General features: G+C 71.9%; 20 protein-coding genes. 14 read left to right on the top strand and 6 right to left on the bottom strand.

What is annotated here, in order from left to right:
• Positions 1–19: 19 nt before the first annotated feature.
• Together ACOBQB_RS01325 and ACOBQB_RS01330 are read right to left on the bottom strand one after the other, a co-directional pair.
• Positions 20–2,239: a catalase gene (locus tag ACOBQB_RS01325; protein WP_423588085.1), complete on the bottom strand. Its 2,220-nt coding sequence runs from the start codon at positions 2,237–2,239 to the stop codon at positions 20–22.
• Between the two features lie 215 nt (positions 2,240–2,454).
• On the bottom strand, positions 2,455–2,682 hold the full coding sequence (locus ACOBQB_RS01330) for a DUF5133 domain-containing protein (RefSeq protein ID WP_423588086.1): 228 nt from the start codon (positions 2,680–2,682) through the stop codon (positions 2,455–2,457).
• A gap of 246 nt (positions 2,683–2,928) precedes the next feature.
• Between ACOBQB_RS01330 and ACOBQB_RS01335 the strand changes: the two genes are divergently transcribed.
• The gene (locus ACOBQB_RS01335) at positions 2,929–3,057 is read left to right on the top strand and encodes an LPFR motif small protein (RefSeq protein WP_423588088.1); all 129 of its coding nucleotides are present in this window, start codon (positions 2,929–2,931) and stop codon (positions 3,055–3,057) included.
• 123 nt (positions 3,058–3,180) lie between these two features.
• Complete coding sequence (locus ACOBQB_RS01340; protein WP_423588090.1) at positions 3,181–3,336, top strand: DUF6131 family protein; 156 nt, start codon at positions 3,181–3,183, stop codon at positions 3,334–3,336.
• On the opposite strand, the gene ACOBQB_RS01345 is transcribed toward ACOBQB_RS01340, so the two are convergent.
• Positions 3,327–3,989 carry a hypothetical protein gene (locus tag ACOBQB_RS01345; protein WP_423588091.1) on the bottom strand — a complete coding sequence of 221 codons (663 nt, stop codon included), beginning with the start codon at positions 3,987–3,989 and terminating at the stop codon, positions 3,327–3,329. The genes ACOBQB_RS01340 and ACOBQB_RS01345 overlap by 10 nt on opposite strands.
• 322 nt (positions 3,990–4,311) lie before the next feature.
• The gene (locus ACOBQB_RS01350) at positions 4,312–4,935 is read right to left on the bottom strand and encodes a TOPRIM nucleotidyl transferase/hydrolase domain-containing protein (RefSeq protein ID WP_423588093.1); all 624 of its coding nucleotides are present in this window, start codon (positions 4,933–4,935) and stop codon (positions 4,312–4,314) included.
• A 441-nt stretch (positions 4,936–5,376) separates the two neighbouring features.
• Between ACOBQB_RS01350 and ACOBQB_RS01355 the strand changes: the two genes are divergently transcribed.
• The 9 genes from ACOBQB_RS01355 to ACOBQB_RS01395 all read left to right on the top strand — a co-directional run bounded on the left by ACOBQB_RS01355 (position 5,377) and on the right by ACOBQB_RS01395 (position 12,232).
• Positions 5,377–5,559, top strand: coding sequence for a hypothetical protein (locus tag ACOBQB_RS01355; RefSeq protein ID WP_423588095.1), 183 nt, complete (start codon positions 5,377–5,379; stop codon positions 5,557–5,559).
• Positions 5,556–6,311 (top strand): hypothetical protein, encoded by a 756-nt coding sequence (locus ACOBQB_RS01360; protein ID WP_423588097.1) that lies wholly within the window; start codon positions 5,556–5,558, stop codon positions 6,309–6,311. Before ACOBQB_RS01355 ends, ACOBQB_RS01360 begins: the two co-directional genes overlap by 4 nt.
• Entirely contained in the window at positions 6,290–6,460 is a 171-nt protein-coding gene (locus ACOBQB_RS01365) for a hypothetical protein (protein WP_423588099.1), read from the top strand. The genes ACOBQB_RS01360 and ACOBQB_RS01365 overlap by 22 nt, the downstream gene beginning before the upstream one ends.
• Positions 6,457–7,389, top strand: coding sequence for a DUF6895 family protein (locus tag ACOBQB_RS01370; protein WP_423588101.1), 933 nt, complete (start codon positions 6,457–6,459; stop codon positions 7,387–7,389). The genes ACOBQB_RS01365 and ACOBQB_RS01370 overlap by 4 nt, the downstream gene beginning before the upstream one ends.
• Positions 7,386–8,507 carry a serine hydrolase domain-containing protein gene (locus tag ACOBQB_RS01375; RefSeq protein ID WP_423588103.1) on the top strand — a complete coding sequence of 374 codons (1,122 nt, stop codon included), beginning with the start codon at positions 7,386–7,388 and terminating at the stop codon, positions 8,505–8,507. The genes ACOBQB_RS01370 and ACOBQB_RS01375 overlap by 4 nt, the downstream gene beginning before the upstream one ends.
• A gap of 74 nt (positions 8,508–8,581) precedes the next feature.
• Positions 8,582–9,274, top strand: coding sequence for a ribonuclease H family protein (locus tag ACOBQB_RS01380; RefSeq protein ID WP_423588105.1), 693 nt, complete (start codon positions 8,582–8,584; stop codon positions 9,272–9,274).
• A 131-nt stretch (positions 9,275–9,405) separates the two neighbouring features.
• A complete protein-coding gene (locus tag ACOBQB_RS01385) occupies positions 9,406–9,894 on the top strand; it encodes an ATP-binding protein (RefSeq protein ID WP_423588106.1) in 489 nt (162 codons plus the stop codon).
• Between the two features lie 10 nt (positions 9,895–9,904).
• Positions 9,905–11,434, top strand: a complete 1,530-nt coding sequence (locus ACOBQB_RS01390) for an alpha/beta fold hydrolase (protein WP_423588108.1) — start codon at positions 9,905–9,907, stop codon at positions 11,432–11,434.
• A 387-nt stretch (positions 11,435–11,821) separates the two neighbouring features.
• Positions 11,822–12,232, top strand: a complete 411-nt coding sequence (locus ACOBQB_RS01395) for a VOC family protein (protein WP_423588110.1) — start codon at positions 11,822–11,824, stop codon at positions 12,230–12,232.
• A gap of 33 nt (positions 12,233–12,265) precedes the next feature.
• On the opposite strand, the gene ACOBQB_RS01400 is transcribed toward ACOBQB_RS01395, so the two are convergent.
• Entirely contained in the window at positions 12,266–12,691 is a 426-nt protein-coding gene (locus ACOBQB_RS01400; RefSeq protein WP_423588112.1) for a pyridoxamine 5'-phosphate oxidase family protein, read from the bottom strand.
• Between the two features lie 164 nt (positions 12,692–12,855).
• Between ACOBQB_RS01400 and ACOBQB_RS01405 the strand changes: the two genes are divergently transcribed.
• From ACOBQB_RS01405 to ACOBQB_RS01415, 3 genes are read left to right on the top strand one after another with little or no spacing between them, the layout of a single operon-like run.
• The gene (locus tag ACOBQB_RS01405; RefSeq protein WP_423588114.1) at positions 12,856–13,389 is read left to right on the top strand and encodes a 2Fe-2S iron-sulfur cluster-binding protein; all 534 of its coding nucleotides are present in this window, start codon (positions 12,856–12,858) and stop codon (positions 13,387–13,389) included.
• Positions 13,386–14,381, top strand: coding sequence for an FAD binding domain-containing protein (locus ACOBQB_RS01410; protein ID WP_423588116.1), 996 nt, complete (start codon positions 13,386–13,388; stop codon positions 14,379–14,381). Before ACOBQB_RS01405 ends, ACOBQB_RS01410 begins: the two co-directional genes overlap by 4 nt.
• A 51-nt stretch (positions 14,382–14,432) precedes the next feature.
• Positions 14,433–16,544, top strand: a complete 2,112-nt coding sequence (locus ACOBQB_RS01415; protein WP_423588117.1) for a xanthine dehydrogenase family protein molybdopterin-binding subunit — start codon at positions 14,433–14,435, stop codon at positions 16,542–16,544.
• Between the two features lie 22 nt (positions 16,545–16,566).
• Here ACOBQB_RS01415 and ACOBQB_RS01420 read toward each other — a convergent pair whose 3' ends face one another.
• Positions 16,567–17,595: a PHP domain-containing protein gene (locus ACOBQB_RS01420; RefSeq protein WP_423588119.1), complete on the bottom strand. Its 1,029-nt coding sequence runs from the start codon at positions 17,593–17,595 to the stop codon at positions 16,567–16,569.
• Between the last annotated feature and the right edge of the window lie 14 nt (positions 17,596–17,609).

Genomic DNA, 17,609 nt, shown 5'->3' on the forward strand with positions numbered 1-17,609 from the left:
GCCCCACCCGGCGCCAGGTTCAGACCGCGGCCGGGAAGCGGTCCCATACGCGGTGCTCGCCCAGCAGCCGCGCCACCTGTTCCAGCACGCTCGCTCCGTCGCCCGCGAGCACCACACCCGGTGCCGTGTCCGTGATCCCGGCCGCTTCGAGTGCCGTCTGCGCGCCTCCCCAGCCGCCGATCGCCTTGCCGTGGCGGAACGCCTCCGACACCATCAGCAGGACCCGCGGGTCGATGGCGGCCCCGGGGCCCGACGGCTCGCCCGCCTTGGCGTCCCTGGCCCCATAGGCGTCGGCTCCCGGCACCGGAGCGCCCGCGAGCAGCAGGACGTCGAATTCGACGGAGCGCGCGTTGGCGAACGTGCGCTGCACGTCGAGCGCGTCCTGCCCGGTGCCGAGGCGGCCGCCGGTGGGGGCGATGATCAGCGGGACCATGCCCGCGGCGAGCACCGAGCGGCGTACGGAGCCGAGTCCGTCGAGGTCGCTCTCCCCGTCGGTGACGATGCCGACGATGCGGCCCTCCACGGGCCAGGTCCTGCCGATCTGGGACAGCGCGGGGCTCGGCTCGGGGTCCGGGAGGTTCTCGGTCGGCTGCGGCGCGGGCAGGCCGAGCCCGGTCGCGACCTGTCGGCACAGTTCGGGGTCGATGTTGGCCAGGACTTGCAGCGCCCGCTCCTTGATGGCCTGCTCGTAGCACTTACTCAGTTCGAAGGTGTAGGCGGCGATGATGTGTTCCTGCTCGACGGGCGTCATGGAGCGCCAGAAGAGCCGGGGCTGACTGAAGTGGTCCGCGAAGGACGCCGGGGCTTCCCTGACCTTCTTCGCGGCGGGTACGTCGACGGGCACCTCGACATACGCGCCGTTCTCCGCTCCCGCGAGGAACGGGCAGCCGCCGTCGAGGGAGTTCGGCCGGTAGGGCGCGGTCCCCGCGTGCACGGCGGTCTGGTGCATCCCGTCGCGGAACATGTCGTTGACCGGCGCGTGGGTGCGGTTGATGGGGAGCTGCGCGAAGTTGGGGCCGCCGAGCCGGCTGATCTGCGTGTCCAGGTAGGAGAAGAGGCGGCCGGTGAGCAGCGGGTCGTCGGTGATGTCGATGCCGGGGACGAGGTGGCCGGGGTGGAAGGCGACCTGTTCCGTCTCGGCGAAGAAGTTGGTGGGGTTGGCGTTCAGGGTGAGCAGCCCGATGGGCTGCACGGGCGCCAGTTCCTCGGGCACGATGTTGGTGGGGTCCAGCAGGTCGATGCCCTGGAAGGTCTGCTCGGGGGTGTCGGGGAAGGCCTGGATGCCGAGTTCCCACTGCGGGAAGGCGCCGGCCTCGATGGCGTCGGCGAGGTCACGGCGGTGGAAGTCGGGGTCCATGCCGTTGGTGATCTGGGCTTCCTCCCAGGTCAGGGAGTGCACGCCGAGCTTCGGCTTCCAGTGGAACTTGACGAGGGTGGTGGCGCCCTCGCTGTTGACGAGCCGGAAGGTGTGGACCCCGAAGCCCTCCATCATGCGGTAGGAGCGCGGGATGCCCCGGTCCGACATGTTCCACAGGGTGTGGTGTGCCGCTTCCGTATGCAGGGTCACGAAGTCCCAGAAGGTGTCGTGCGCGCTCTGGGCCTGCGGGATCTCCCGGTCGGGGTGCGGCTTCCCCGCGTGGATGATGTCGGGGAACTTGATGGCGTCCTGGATGAAGAAGACCGGGATGTTGTTCCCGACGAGGTCGAAGGTGCCCTCTTCGGTGTAGAACTTGGTGGCGAATCCCCGTGTGTCGCGCACCGTGTCCGCGGAGCCGCGAGAGCCCAGGACCGTGGAGAACCGTACAAAGACGGGTGTCTCGGTGTCCTTGGCCAGGAACGCCGCCTTGGTGACGTTCGCCGCCGTCCCATACCCCTTGAAGACGCCGTGCGCCGCGGCCCCGCGTGCGTGCACCACCCGCTCGGGAATGCGTTCGTGATCGAAATGCGTGATCTTCTCGCGCAGGTGGTGGTCCTGGAGCAGCACCGGACCGCGCGCGCCGGCCTTGAGCGAGTGGTCGGTCTCGTACAGGCGGGCGCCCTGCGCCGTGGTGAGGTAGGCGCCGCTCTGGGCGCGCGCGTGGGCCGGAGCACCGGTGGGCTTGCCCGTCGGGGAGACCGCTTCCGGGGACTCCTGGTCGGGCTTGGGAGGCAGGGGCTCGTGCGGCGTGGTCGGCTCGTCGACCGACGGCGGCTGCGGGGTCGGCGCTCCCGGGATGTCGTTGCGGTTCTCGTCACTCATGGGCGCTCCAGTGGTGAGGGAGGGGGGTGTCACAGCCATGGCCTCGGGAGGGCGGGCCCAAACAGGCATACGCCCGTCCAGGGGTGGTCCGGTGGGCCTGCCGCCCCGTGTGCCCGAAGGCCACGGGGCGAAACGGAAGAAGTCTTCTCTGTAGCGGAAGAACTCTTTCCCATGACGGAAGAAGGCTTCTCCGCAGCGAGAGACTCCTCAGCCGATCAGGCGGCCAGGCCGGCGTACGCCGGGGAGGCCGCGCCCGTGAGCTGGGCGCGGGCGGAGGCGAGGGCCGCGTCGAGAGTCCGCGTCCCGGTGGACACGCAGAGCGTGTACGTGACGTCGTCCAGCCGGCGGCGGACCTCTGTGGAGTCCTCCTGGGCCTGCCGGGCTCGCAGCGTCGCGTGGGTCTTGAGCAGGTCGTGCACAAAAGAGGGGTGCGGCTTGAGCACGTCGTGGTCCTTCCATCCGGTGCGAGGAATCGCTGTTCTGGTGCGGGAATCGCCGTTCGGCTGCCCCTTGTGCCCCCTCGGTCGGACGGTAATCACAGAATTTCGGCCGACTGCGCCGCAGAGCGATTGGGGACTACCGGCGAGTTTCTGTCGGCGGTCGCGGGGCAACCGGTAGACAACAGCCGTTAAGCACCGCGCAGCAATTCATCAATTGCGAGCCGAGATGCGACGTCATGGAGGTCAGACATGCTGAAGGCCATTGCAGACGTTCTCCGCGCTGTCGGCGGTGCCATCGCCACCGTGGTGACGCTTCCGTTCCGCGCCATCGCGCGGCTCTTCGGCGGAGCTTCCGACACCGCCCACGGTCACCACTGAGCGCCCTTCGGCACGAGGTCATCCGCTGACTCCACGTGCCGGTTTCACCTGCCTTGCCGCACCGCTGTCGCCGAGCAGCCATAAGGCGCATACTTGAATTCATTCAGAGGGTCGGAGGATCCAATGATCGCACTCGGAATCATTCTGCTCGTCATCGGCCTCGTAGCCGGTATCTCCATCCTGTGGACCATCGGTCTCATCCTGGTCGTCATCGGCGCGGCCCTGTGGGTTCTCGGCTCCGTCGGCCACGCCGTGGGTGGCCGACGGCACTACTGGTAGCAAGCCGGCAAAGCCGAAACGGGTCGACCGCCGGCTCGAGAGCCGGCGGTCCCACCGCGGACCGCGGTGTGAGATGACTCAGTGACCCGTGTCCGCGGCCAGATCGGCGCGGGCCGATTCGAGGCACTCACCCACGAATTCCGCGTAGGAGGCGAGCACTTCGGTGCCCGCCTCCACCATGGCGTCGAGCAGCTGGGGACGGTCGGTGAGGGCCGTCTCCAGCATTCTGCGTCCAGCGCGATGTGGCCGACGTCCACGACGACGTGCTCGTCCAGGAAGGTGAACCGTGTGGGGTCGTCGTCCATGGTGCGTCGGCAATTGACGACCAGGTCGACGGCGAAGCCCGCCGAGAGCTGCTCCATCTCGTAGAGCGCGGCGACGGTGCACACCGGCTCGTCGCCCGCGCTGAGGCGCTCGAACAGCGCGTTGTAACGTGCGGCCGAGGCGAGCGCGGGCGTGTTCTTCAGGATGTCCTCGGTGTCCAGCACGGCCCCGCCCCTGGCGCCCAGGAACGAGGCGGTGGAGCGGGCGTCGTCGACCATCAGCAGATCGTGGCCCGTCTCGCCGCGGGCGTGCTTGACGAGACCTTCGCCGACGGAGTCGTGGCCCGCGTCCTGGGCACGGGTACCGGCGGTCTCGATGACGCGCCGCATGTCACGGGTGACGTGGACGCCGTGCAGGCAGTAGCGGTAGCCACTGAAGGAACAGCGCGGCGTCGATGTGCGGTGAGCTCAGTTCCAGGACGGCGGGGTGGTCGGCGAACGCCTTCCTCCCCGCCTCGGCGCGCGCTTCGTATCGCTCTAACGCAGAGGGCATCCGCGATCTCCTCCAAGAAGGCGGGAAGGCCGGACAACGTGGCCTTCCGGGACGGCCGGATGGTTGCGGCCCCCGAGTGTGCGCCGGGTCTCTGACAGGCACCTGACCCATACCTGACACGTGACCGTGTCTGACCCGTACCTGACGCCGACGAGGCGGTCAGAGGCTGGTCAGCAGGTCATCGAGCGGGGCGGGGACGCGGTCGGACGCGAGGGCCTCGACGAGGACGCGGCCGTAGTGGATCTTGCGTCCGCTCTTCGTGCCGAGGAAGCGCCGCAGCTGTTGCCGGGGCGTGCGGTTCCGCTGTGCGGGCTGGTTCAGGAAGGTCCGCAGAGCACGCAGGTCGCCCTCCGCCTCGACGAGCTCCCGCACCCGTGCCGTGCCCAGCGCGCGGATCAGCTCGTCCTCCAGGTCCGCCGCGCAGACGAAGAACTCACCGGTTTCCTGTGCCGCACCGGCCGGCTCCAGGCCGCGGACGTAGTAGCGGCGCTCCGCCTCGTCGCACAGGCCCGCGAGGCGCAGGCCCAAGCCGGTCGGCCCGAGGAGACCGGCGAAGCGGCCGACGCTCATCGCACCGCCCATCGGCAGGACGCAGACCCCTTCGGCCGCCAGGTCCCGGCCGCGGCTCGCGGCCAGCGCGTCGACGGCCGCCGCGTCGCTCGGCCCTTCGAGCAGGACCACCGCCCGCACGGACAGTCGCGCGGCCAACTCGCGCGCCCGGGCGCCGGGTCCGCCGGCCGCCCACGCGATGATCGCCTCACGGAACACCCCCACGTCAGTCATGCCCGTGAGTCTCCGCCCTTTCCGGCGCCACCGCAGGGATTTTTCGCCGCCGCGCCGTTCGGCTGTGCGTGGCCGGATCGAGGCCCCGCGTCCCTGGGGCAACTCCGGCCAGAGGCACAGGCGTTGCGGGCCCCCTCCCCCGCCGGCCGGGCGCCTGAGAATTACGTACGCGACTCCAACGCACCGCGCCTCACGCCCACTTGAGCCCGGCCGAGACACCCGCCCTCTCACCCCGAAAGACACCTACGGGCGGTCCCTGCCCCGGATGGAGGAGGGGCGCACCACACGTGCCGGGCGAAGACCGGCCACCCGTACGGACACCCTCATCCCGTCACGCACGATTCGAACTAAACAGACAACACTGGCGAATTGCCTTAAACTAGTCCGAGGGTGGGCGTCACTGGTCATAGTGACGAAGTCTTAATCTATTGAGGAGGCATAATGCTTGCTCAGCACACAGCGATTCTCGTCACTCCGACGGATGCCACGGCACTCGGCACGACGATGGTGGAGCCGGAGGCCGACCTGAGCGACGCGCCGGTGTACAGCCCGCAGGCGCAGGCCCAGCTCCTCCTGCTGGCACTTCTTTCGCCGAAGCAGCCGAAGGAGCCGAAGAACAAGTGAGCTCCGATCAGTCGCAGGCCGCTTACGCTGCGTCAGCGGCTGACCTGGCTCTTCGTGCCCTCGATGCCCTCCATGGCATCGAGGGCACGGCCATGGTCGCCGAGCACGTCGAAGGCGCCGACGATCCCAAGGCGGCCCTCGCCGCGATCCGCGTCATCGGCGCCGACCTCTTCGCCCCCTGCCTGCTGGGGGACGCGGTGTTCTCTCCGCAGGACGCGGCGGCGGTCGCGCAGTCCTTCACGGTGTTCCCGGCCGCGGTGAGCACGCCTCCCCCGCCCCCGGCAGGGGCCCCCGAGCCGTGGCTCGTCGCCTGGCGTGACTGGGCCACCGCCACCCTGCTCGCCCGCTTCACCGGCCCGGCCGCCACCGCGAGCGCAGAGCCGGTCGACGCGCCCGGCACGCCCGGCACGTTCGACGGCTCCGGAACCGAGCCAAGCGAGGGCGTTCTCGCTCCGCGGCCCGCCGAGGCCCCGGCACTCTCCGAACCGGACCACCACAGCCCGGCCACCGCAACCGCCCACGCCACGGCCACAGGCACCGGGACGAGCGCAGGCCCCGACACAGGGGCCGGCTGGCAGCGCTGGTCCGTCCGGATGGGACAGCTCTCCCCCTCGCCCTGCCGGGGCTCGAAGGACCGGTCCGGGACGCCGCCCGTGCCGCCCCGCTGGCCCTCGCGCGTGGCGCCACCCGCACCGTGCTGCGCCGCGACTTCCCGACCGCCGCCCGGATCGTGCGCTGGCTGGCCCTGCTGAGCGCCGAGGGCGTGCCCGTCCCCTTCGACCCCGCCCCACTGGTCGAACACCTGCGCCTGCACGGCGGTGGTCCGCGGCTCGCGCTCGACGTCGCGATCGCCGAGCGGGTGCTCGCCCTGCCGCCGCGGAAGGATCAGGAGACACCATGACGGCGTCCGTGACGCAGACCGCGCACCAGGTGAGCACACAGGCCCTGGCCTGGCTCCACACCCACCGCGAGCTCGGCGCGCTGCCCCCCGACACCACCGCCGACCTCGGCGACCCCGACAGTGTCTACAAACCGCTCGGCGAGGCCGCCCTCGCCGCCTCACTCGTGCTGCGCGAGTCGGCGGCGGGCAGTACCACGCTGGGCATGGCCCACGAGCTGATGGCCTTCTGCTGGCGACAGCTCGGCGACGGCGACATGCTCTACGAACGGCTGCTGCGGCACTCGATGACGACCGACCCCCTGGAGACGTACGCGCCCTTCGCCCGCTGCGGCTTCCGGCACGAACCCCTGGAGCGGCTGCTCGCCCACACCAGCGCCCTGCGTTCGTTCCGGGGCGTCGAGATCCTGCCCAACCGCAGGCTCGCCGTCGCCAACGCGGCCCGCGTCGTGGGGCTCGACCCGGGAAACCGGGACTACGACTGGGCGGCGCTCACCCGCGCCACCTGGCTCGGCGGCACTCCCGAACCCTGGCTCATCGACTGGATGGCCGGTTACTGCGTCACCCACGCCGTCTTCCACCTCACCGACTGGGCCGCCCGCCCCGACGGCCTGCCCGAAGACCTCGCCGCGTACGTGTCGGCGTGGCTGCCCGTGTGGATCGACATCTGGGCGGAGATCGAGCAGTGGGACCTCGTCGCCGAGCTGATGATCGTCGGCTGCTGCCTCAAGGAGCCGTACTGCGACCCGGCGGACTGGGAGCGGCTGGCCCGGGTGCAGCACGCGGACGGTCTCCTGCCCCGTGACGGCGACCCCGTCGCCGAGGACCCCGAGCGGCGGTTCCAGGACCACCAGCACACCGCCGTGGTGGCCGCGGTCGCCGGAACCCTCGCGGTCTCCCGCACGCTGGGCGGGGCGGCGGGTGCGCGGTGAGGTTCCGCGGTCGCCGGCGCGAGGGGCGCCCCGAGGAGTTCGTGGCGGCACCGGGCAGCCCCGCCTGGGCGGCCGGTCTGCTCAGGTCCCTGCGCGGTGCCGCACCCGGTGCGAGCACCGTGGCGCTCGCCGTCCGGCACGGCCCCGAGCGCGCCCTCCTCGCCACCGGCGAGACCGCGTGGCGCGGCGGCACGCCCGCCGACGCCGACACCCGTTTCGAGATCGGTTCGCTCACCAAGACGTTCACCGGCCTGCTCCTGGCGGAGATGGTCGCGCGCGGCGAGGTCGCGTACGACGATCCCATCAGCCGTTTCCTGCCCCGCACCGCGAGGCCGCAGCTGCGGGGCTCGCCCATCACCCTCCTCCACCTCGCCACCCACACCTCGGGCCTGCCCCGGCTTCCTCCGGGCCTTCTGCGCAGCGGCGCGCCCGCCTGGTTCAGCAATCCCTACGCCGGTTTCTCCCCCGACGCGCTGCTCGGCGCCCTCGCCCGCACGCGACCGCGGGCCGCCCCCGGCACGCGCGTGCGCTACTCCAACTACGGCGTCGGCCTCCTCGGTGAGCTGCTGGTCCGCGCCGCCCACGGCCCCGGCGGCGACATCGCCCCGCTGCTCGCCGAGCGCGTACTGGATCCGCTGGGTCTGGCCCGCACCAGCTGCGCCGCCGACCAGCCGCAGGCCACCGGCTACTGGCACGGCCGGGCGCGCCCCCGCTGGCAGATGGCCACCATGGCGGGCGCCGGGGCCGGGCGGTCCAGTGCCCGGGACCTGCTGACGGTCCTGGACGCCCTCTGTGCCCCCGGCGCCGTACCGCCGGCGGTTCCCGGCACGCTGCGGGCCGCGCTCCTCGATGTCACCGTGCCCCGCATCGCGCTGCCGACCGCCGGTACACGGATCGCGCTGGTCTGGAACATCCGGCCCCGCCCCAGCCACGACCTCTACCACCACTCCGGCGGCACCCGGGGCTTCACCTGCTTCGCGGGGTTCAGTCCCCAGACGCGGGTCGCCTTCGCCGCGCTGGCGAACACGAGCCCGTCGCTGTCCGGCGGCTTCATCCAGCGGGCGTACCTTGAGCTGTGGGCGCTGGCCCAGCACGGCATCGTCCACCGGGAGAGTTAGCCGGTCCCGGGCGGCGTGCGCGCCGAGGGGTGTCCGCCGTCCCGGCTCGGGACGGCGGATGAAATCATCGGGGGATGTCTGACGTGATCATCGCCGCCTGTGACGGAGCGGCCAAGAAGAATCCCGGGCCCGCGGCCTGGGCCTGGGTCGTCGCCGACGCCGAGGGCCGCCCGCAGCGCTGGGAGGCCGGGCCGCTGGGCCACTCGACGAACAACGTGGCCGAACTGACCGCGCTGGCCGAGCTGTTGGAGTCCACCGACCCGGCGGTGCCGATCGAGGTGCGGATGGACAGTCAGTACGCGATGAACGCGGTCACCAAGTGGATCGCCTCCTGGAAGCGCAACGGCTGGCTGACCGCCGCGAAGAAGCCGGTCGCCAACAAGGACATCGTCGTACGCATCGACGCGCTGCTCCAGGGGCGTGCGGTGACGTTCCGGCACGTGGCCGCCCACCAGGTGGGCGGCGACCACCTCAACGCGATCGCCGACGTCGCGGCCAGCGACGCCGCGACGACCCAGCAGCCCGCCGGCACCGCCCACGGCGCGCTGGAGATCCCCGAGCCGCGCGCGGAACGGATGACCGCCGCGCCCGCGAGCCGCGCCCCCAAGAAGAGTGCCGCCCGCGCGAAGAAGACCGGCCCGGGCCCCGTGATCAAGGCCAAGTTCTCCGGCCGCTGCCACTGCCAGAAGCCCTACGCCGCCGGGGAGAAGATCGCGAAGAACGCGCACGGCTGGGGCCACGTGGAATGCCGGGATGCCGGCGACTGAGCCGCCGGGTTTCCGCAACAGTTCGGCAACCGACACTTCCCGGCCACTTCGAGGGAATTAAACCTGCTGGTTTCGGGCAGGGGTTCCCCTCGGACAGGCATCGCGCGGGAGGAACCAGAGGGGGGAGGCTCATGCCGGCGCAACAGACACGGCTGAGTGAGGGGCCGCCTGGGACAGTCACCTTCGACAAGGAGCCCAGCGCGGTCACCGAGGCACGGGACCTGACGCGGGATTTCGTCGCCGGGCTGAGTCCGGCCGTGGGCGAGCAGACCGCCGCGAGCGTCGAACTCATCGTCTCCGAGCTCATCACGAACGTGGTGCGCCATGCCCGCGGCACCTTGTGCGCGCTGCGGCTCCAGGCGCTGCCCGACGCCCTCACGGTCACGGTGTCCGACGCGGACCCGCGGCCGCCTCGGGAGCGGACCCCCGATCTCTCGGGGGAACGGGCGGGTTCGGCTGGCCCATGGTGCGCAGTATGGCCACGGACGTCAGTGTCACGCTCGGTGCCACCGGCAAGACCATCCGCGCGGAACTGGCGAGGTAGCTCTCCTGGGGTGGGGCTGGCCCCAGGCCGAATTCGGGGGCGGACCGCAGTGAGGCGCGGGTGGTGTCGCGCCTAGCGTGCGGCTCATGAGAATCAACGCGTGTTCACGGGTCGCCGTCGCCGCCGCGGCGATGCTGGCCGTCGGGGCGGGGACGCTGCCCGCCGCCGCCTCGTCGCCGGCCGAGCCGCTCAAGCGGTACTACGACCAGGCCGTCGACTGGCACGGGTGCACCCTTGGCCCCGATGACGCCACCGGGCGGAAACTCGACGCCGCGGGCGCCCGGTGCGCCGACATCACCGTGCCCCTCGACTACTCCGACCCGGGCGGGCGGACCCTCACCGTCGCCGTCTCCCGGCTGCGCGCCACCGATCCCGCGCACCGCGTCGGCGCGATGCTGCTCAACAACGGCGGCCCCGCGGCGCCGGGCCTCGCAATGCCGCCCGGCATGGCCGAGTTCATGGGAAAGACGGCCGGGAAGTTCGACCTGATCGGCATGGACCCGCGGTTCGTCGGGCGTTCCACGCCGCTGGACTGCGGCTGGGACGTCGGCTCGATGATCTTCTCGGCCGGCCGTGACCGGTCCGGGTTCGAGCGGTCCGTCAGCCGTGGGAGGGACTTGGCCGAGCGGTGCCGGCGCACCAACGGCGACGTGCTGCCGTACGTCACCACCCGCAACACGGCCCGTGACATGGATGTCGTCAGGGCCGCGCTGGGCGAGAAGCGGATCTCGTACTTCGGTTACTCCTACGGCAGTTACCTCGGCGAGGTCTTCACCGAGCTGTTCCCCGGCCGCACCGACCGCATGGTCCTCGACGGAGTCATCGACCCCGCGAGATACAGCCAGACGCTCCTTGCGGACTCCACCTCGGCCAATGAACGGGCGCTGCGCGCCTGGGCCGCCTGGGCCTCCGCGCGCCACGGGACGTACGGCCTCGGCGGCACCCCGAAGGCCGTGCTGGCCACGGTGGACCGCATCGAGGAGGCCGCGGCCGAGCAGCCGCTGCGGGTCGGGAGGTTCCGCGTCGACGAACACTTCCTGCCGATCGTCTTCTTCGGAGGTCTCGGCAGCGATCTCGACGCGGCCCGGGGCGAGCTGGCCACCGCGACCCGGACGCTCGCGCGGGCCGCCGAGGGTGAGCGGGTGCAGCCGGGGCCCTGGCTGACGGAGATGCTGACGGCCATGGCGACCAAGGCGGGGTCGCACCAGGGCAGTGCGCAGGCGGCCATTCTCTGCGGGGACGTCGCGACCCGGCGCGGGGCCGAAAGCTACTGGCGTGCCATTCAGGGCGACCGGGAGTCGGCTCCCTTCGCGAGTCCGCTGACGCACAACATCACGGCGTGCGAGTTCTGGGACCGCCCCGTCGAGTCACCGACCGTGGTCGACAACGACGTGCCCGCGCTGCTGGTCAACGCCACGGGTGACACCCGCACCACCTACTCCGGGGCACGGCAGGTGCGCGAGCAGTGGTCGCGCTCCCGGCTGATCACCGTGCCCAGAGCCAACCAGCACGGTGTCTACGGTGACTACGGCAACGCCTGTGTGGACCGGCGGGTGAACGACTACCTGGCCACGGGCAAGCTGCCCGCACGCGACCTCACATGCGGCGCCGTGTAGCCCGCTGCCCCTCCTGAAACCGTCTGAGCGGCCGCGTCCCTGTCCCACGAAGGCGCGGCCGCTCAGCTCACATGTGGCACCGCCCACTGACCATCGGCGGCACCTGCCAGGTTGTCACCCCTGCACTGCACGTGTGCCCACCTCGGGGACGCTCACACCTGGTGCCGAGCGTTCTCCTCCGCCAGCCACGTGCTCCGGCCGGACCACCACTCTCAGCCGCGGCAGCCCGATGCGGGGCGCGACGCACTCGTTCGCGTCGGCCATCCTGGTCGTCGCCCGGACCACCTCGCAGGGGAGCGCCGCCAGCGGGTTCGTGGGCGAGCCATGGTCCGTGGTCTGGGTTAGCTTCCAGCCAGTCCGGTCTGTGGCCCTATTCCGGGAGGATCCATGACCTCGCGTCTCAACCCCTACATCTCCTTCGCCGGTGACGCCCGGCAGGCGATGGAGTTCTACAAGGAAGTCTTCGGCGGCACCCTGGTGCTCCACACCTATGCCGAGTTCGGCCAGACGGACTCCCCCCTGGCCGACAACATCATGCACGGCATGCTCGAAACACCCCGGGGCTTCACCCTGATGGGCGCCGACACCCCCTCGGACGACCACAGGCCGGGCAACAACATCTCGGTGAGCCTCAGCGGTGACGACGACGCCGAACTGCGGGGGTACTGGGAGAAGCTTTCCGCCGGCGCCTCGGTGACCGTGCCGCTGGAGAAGCAGATGTGGGGTGACGTCTTCGGCATGTGCACGGACCGCTACGGCATCACCTGGATGGTCGACATCACCGGACAGGGCGGCTGAGCGCAGGCCGTCGCGGGCGGCCTGCCACTGCCGTCAGACCGAGCCGAGGTCCGAGGAGTACCAGTGCTCCGGGCGCAGGTGGTAGACCGCCTGTTCGCCGTGCTCCTTGGAGGCGAGCTCCACGTACGCGTCGACCTTGTCGGCCGGGAGGTAGCGGGCGGCGATCTCCCGTAGTCGGTCCACGGTGGCGTCCTCGGTGCGGACCACGGGGCCCTCGACGGAGACGTAGCGGACGGTGGGCTCCACGCGGTCGACCATCAGGGAGAAGCGGCCGGCGGCGGCGATCAGGCGGCCCTTCTTGGAGTCGCGTCCGGTCATCACCCACAGCTCGCCGCCGGGAGCGTACTGGTACCAGATCGGGAGGGTGAGCGGTGCCCGCCCTTGGTCCGAGGCCACGGCCAGGGCCCCGATGTGGGGTTCGGCCAGGAACTGCTCGCGCTCTGCGACGCTGAGGGGCATGCGGTTCTCCTGTTCTCCAGCGGTTGGGGCCGTGCTGGTGCCGTCTTACCAGGCGGTGCCGGATCGGGGCATCCGGCTCTCCCGGCATGCCGGAACGTGTGTCCTGGCACAGGCTGGATACGCGGTCATCGCACGGACCACGCAGGACGAGGGAGCAGAGCCTCATGGGAACCGAAGCGTTCCACTCGGAAGTACCCCTGACGGTGAACGGCAAGCCCTGCCGTATCTCCGTCGACCACCGCTCGACGCTGCTGGACGTCCTGCGCGAGCAGCTGGGGCTGACCGGCGCCAAGAAGGGCTGCGACCACGGCCAGTGCGGTGCCTGCACCGTCCTCGTCGACGGGCGCCGGGCGAACAGCTGCCTGCTGCTCGCCGTGGCGCAGGAGGGGTGCGACCTGACCACCGTCGAAGGTCTGCGCGCGGCCGACGGTGAGGGGCCGCACCCCCTTCAGCGGGCCTTCGTGGAGCGCGACGCCTTCCAGTGCGGCTACTGCACGCCGGGGCAGATCTGTTCGGCCGTCGGCGCCATCGCGGAGGCCGAGGCGGGCCACCCCTCGCACGTCACGGACCCGCAGACGCCCGCGGACTTGGCCGTGGAGCTGACCAGGGACGAGATCCGGGAGCGGCTCAGCGGCAACCTGTGCCGCTGCGGCGCCTATCCGCACATCGTCGAGGCCGTGGAGGACGTGACCCGGTGAAGCCCTTCATGTACGTACGCGCGCACAGCGTCGAGGAGGCGACCGCGGCGCACGCGGGCCGCCCCACCTCCCGCTATCTGGGCGGCGGCACAAATCTCGTCGACCTGATGAAGCTCGGCGTGGAGAGCCCCCGGACGCTGATCGACGTCAGCGCCCTGCCCCTGGACGCGGTCGAGGAACTGCGCGACGGCTCCGTGCGCGTCGGGGCGACGGTGCGCAACAGCGACCTCGCCGCTCATCCGCTGGTGCGCGAGCGCTATCCGGTGCTGTCCCAGGCGCTGCTCGCGGGCGCGTCGGGTCAGCTGCGCAACATGGCGACCACGGGCGGCAACCTCCTCCAGCGCACCCGCTGCCCCTACTTCCAGGATCCGGGCAAGCCGTGCAACAAGCGTGCGCCGGGCACCGGCTGCGGGGCCCGGGACGGTGTCCACCGCGACCACGCGGTCCTCGGTCAGTCGCCGCAGTGCATCGCCACGCACCCCTCCGACATGGCGGTCGCGCTCGCCGCGCTCGACGCCGAGGTGGAGTTGTACGGGCCGGGCGGCCGGCGGACCGTGCCCGCGGCGGAGTTCCACCGGCTGCCGGGCGACCGCCCCGACCTGGACACCGAGATCAGGCACGGCGAACTCATCACCGGCGTCGTGCTCCCGCCGGAGACCGCCGGCCTGCCCTGCGCCTATCGCAAGGCCCGCGACCGCGCGTCGTACGCGTTCGCGCTCGCCTCCGTGGCCGTGGTCCTGGACGTCGAGGGCTCCGTCGTACGCGAGGTGCGGATCGCGTTCGGCGGCCTCGCGCACCGGCCCTGGCGTGCGCGGCGGGCCGAGCGGGCGCTGCTGGGCGGCGCGCCGAGCGACGAGGCGTTCCGGCGGGCCGTCGAGGCCGAGCTCGACGCGGCCGAGCCGCTGCGGGACAACGCGTTCAAGGTGCCGCTGGCCCGCAATCTCGCGTGTGACGTCCTGCGCCGCCTGGCGGGCAGACCCCCGGCTGTCTGACTCGGTCCCCGTCGTCCCGCCCCTCCTCCGCCCTCCCAGGGAGAACACCTCATGCCGGACACCACCAGCGTCAGCGCTCTCGGGGCGCCCGCCGAGCGCAGGGAAGGCCCCGCCAAGGTCACCGGGGCCGCCCGGTACGCCGCCGAACACACGCCCGACGGGTGCGCGTACGCCTGGCCGGTCCCCGCCACGGTGGCGCGCGGTGAGATCACCGCCCTCGACGACACGGCGGCTCTCGCCCTGCCCGGAGTCGTCGACGTGCTCAGCCATCTCAACGCGCCGCGCCTGGTCGAGCCGGAGGACGCGACGCTGGCCGTGCTCCAGGACACACATGTGCCCCATCGCGGCTGGTACGTCGCCCTGGTGGTCGCCACGACGCTGGAGGCCGCCCGTGAAGGCGCCGCAGCCGTCGAGGTCACCTACGCCGAGGAACCCCACGACGTCACCCTGACCGCCGACCACTCCGACGCGTACGTGCCCGAGGACACCGACGGCACCTCGGGCGAGCACGTCCGCGGTGACGCCGACGAGGCGTTCTCCTCCGCGCCCGCCCAGGTCGACGTCGTCTACCGCGTACCGCCGTTGCACAACCACCCCATGGAGCCGCACGCGGCGACCGCCTCCTGGGAGGACGGGCGGCTGACGGTGTACGACTCCAGTCAGGGCGCGACCACCGTGCGCGACGTCCTCGCCGGCATGTTCGCGCTGCCCAAGGAGCGGATCACGGTCGTCTCCGAACACGTCGGCGGCGGCTTCGGTTCCAAGGGCACACCCCGGCCGCATGTCGTGCTCGCCTCCATGGCCGCCCGCGTGACCGGGCGGCCCGTCAAACTCGCCCTGCCCAGGCGGCAGTTGGCGACCGTCGTGGGCCATCGCTCGCCGACGCTCCAGCGGGTGCGGCTGGGCGCGCGGCCGGACGGCACGCTGGTCTCCGTGATCCACGAGGTGGCCTCGCACACCTCGCGCGTCAAGGAGTTCGTGGAGACGGCGGCCGCCGTCACACGCGTCGTGTACCCCTCGCCGCACGCCCGCACCACGCACCGCGTCGTACCGCTCGACGTGCCGAGCCCCTCCTGGATGCGGGCGCCGGGTGAGGCGCCCGGCATGTACGCCCTGGAGTCGGCGATGGACGAGCTCGCCGTCCGCCTCGACATCGACCCCGTCGAGCTGCGGCTGCGCAACGACACCCGTACGGAACCCGACAGCTCCAAGCCCTTCAGCAGCCGTCACCTCGCCGAGTGCCTGCGGGAAGGGGCCCGCCGTTTCGGCTGGTCGACGCGTGACCCGCGGCCCCGCTCGCGCGCCGAAGGACCCGTCCTGATCGGCAGCGGTGTCGCCTCCGCGACGTATCCCGTGCTCGCCTCGCCGTCCCGGGCGAGCGCGCACGCCTACCCGGACGGCAGCTTCGTGGTCCGTGTCAACGCCACCGACATCGGCACGGGCGCCCGCACCGTGCTCGCGCAGGTCGCCGCGGACGCGCTCGGCGTTCCGGTGGAGCGGGTACGGGCCGACGTCGGCAGTAGCGACCTGCCGAACGCGCCGCTGGCCGGCGGCTCCTCCGGCACGGCCTCTTGGGGATGGGCCGTCCACGAGGCCTGTACACGGCTGGCCGAGCGCCTCTCGGGGCAGTACGGGCAGCAGTTGCCGCCGGAGGGTGTGGGCGCCACGGCCGACACGGCGGGCACGGCGGACGCGGACAGCGAGTACGCGCGCCACGCGTTCGGCGCGCACTTCGCCGAGGTAGGTGTCGACATGGTGACCGGCGAGGTACGTGTGCGCCGCCTACTGGGTGTCTACGCGGCCGGGCGCATCCTCAACGCCCGTACGGCGCGCTCGCAGTTCGTCGGCGGGATGACCATGGGTCTTGGGATGGCACTCACCGAACACAGCACCATGGACAAGGCCTTCGGTGACTTCGCGGAGTCCGACCTCGCCTCCTACCACGTACCGGCCCACGCGGACGTGCCCGCCATCGAGGCGCACTGGATCCAGGAGGACGACCCCCACCTGAACCCCATGGGCAGCAAGGGGATCGGGGAGATCGGCATCGTCGGGACGGCCGCGGCCATCGGCAACGCGGTGCATCAAGCGACGGGCGTACGGCTGCGCGAGCTGCCGCTCACGCCGGACCGGGTGCTCGCGGCCGCCGAAGGCGTCCTGTGACAGCCACCGGGCCGGCGTGTCGTCAGGCGGCGGCTCCGGCCCGGCTCTGACGGGTCCAGGCCAGCAGTTCCTCCGCCGTCCAGGTCGTCACGACGCGCTCGGCGGGGACACCGCACTCCTCGGCCCGCGCGCATCCGAAGATCTGCCAGTCCAGCTGGCCGGGGGCGTGCGCGTCGGTGTCCACGGAGAACAGGACCCCCGCGTCCACGGCGCGGCGCAGCAGCCCGCGCGGTGGGTCGAGGCGCTCGGGACGGCTGTTGATCTCCACCGCCGTGCCTGCCGCCGCGCACGCGGCGAACACCTCGTCGGCATCGAACGTCGACTCGGGTCTGCCGCGTCCGGTGACGAGCCGGCCGGTGCAATGGCCGAGGATGTCGGCCCGGGGGTTGCTGACGGCGGCGACCATGCGGCGGGTCATCGCGGCGGCTTCCATGCGCAGTTTGGAGTGCACCGACACGACAACCACGTCGAGCCGGTCGAGCAGTTCGGGTTCCTGGTCGAGGGAGCCGTCGTCGAGGATGTCGCACTCGATGCCGGTGAGCAGCCGGAAGGGCGCCCAGCGGGCGTTGAGGTCGGCCACCACCTCCAGTTGCTCGCGCAGCCGCTCCGGGGAGAGGCCGCGGGCGATGGTGAGCCTCGGTGAGTGGTCGGTGAGCACCGCCCATTCGTGGCCGAGCGCCTGTGCGGCCCGACCCATCTCCTCGATGGGGCTGCCGCCGTCGGACCAGTCCGAGTGCAGGTGGCAGTCGCCGCGCAGCAGCGCCCGCAGCTCGGCGCCGCCTTCGGCGAGCGGGTCCCCCGCCTCGCCTTCGAGCCGTTCGAGATAGCCGGGCACGTCACCGGCGAGCGCCTCGCGGATGACGCCGGCGGTCTTCGGTCCGATCCCCTTGAGGGACTCCAGCGTGCCGTCGGCGGCGCGCCGCGCGGCCTCGCCGTCGGGCAGGGCTCCGATCACCGCGGCCGCGGTGCGGAAGGCTCGCACCCGGTAGGTCGGGGCGCGGCCGCGCTCCAGCAGAAAGGCGATCCGTTCCAGCGCCTCCACGGGCTCCATCGGCACCTCCGGCC

It is taken from the genome of Streptomyces sp. G5(2025), from assembly GCF_049542075.1.
Lineage (GTDB): Bacteria > Actinomycetota > Actinomycetes > Streptomycetales > Streptomycetaceae > Streptomyces.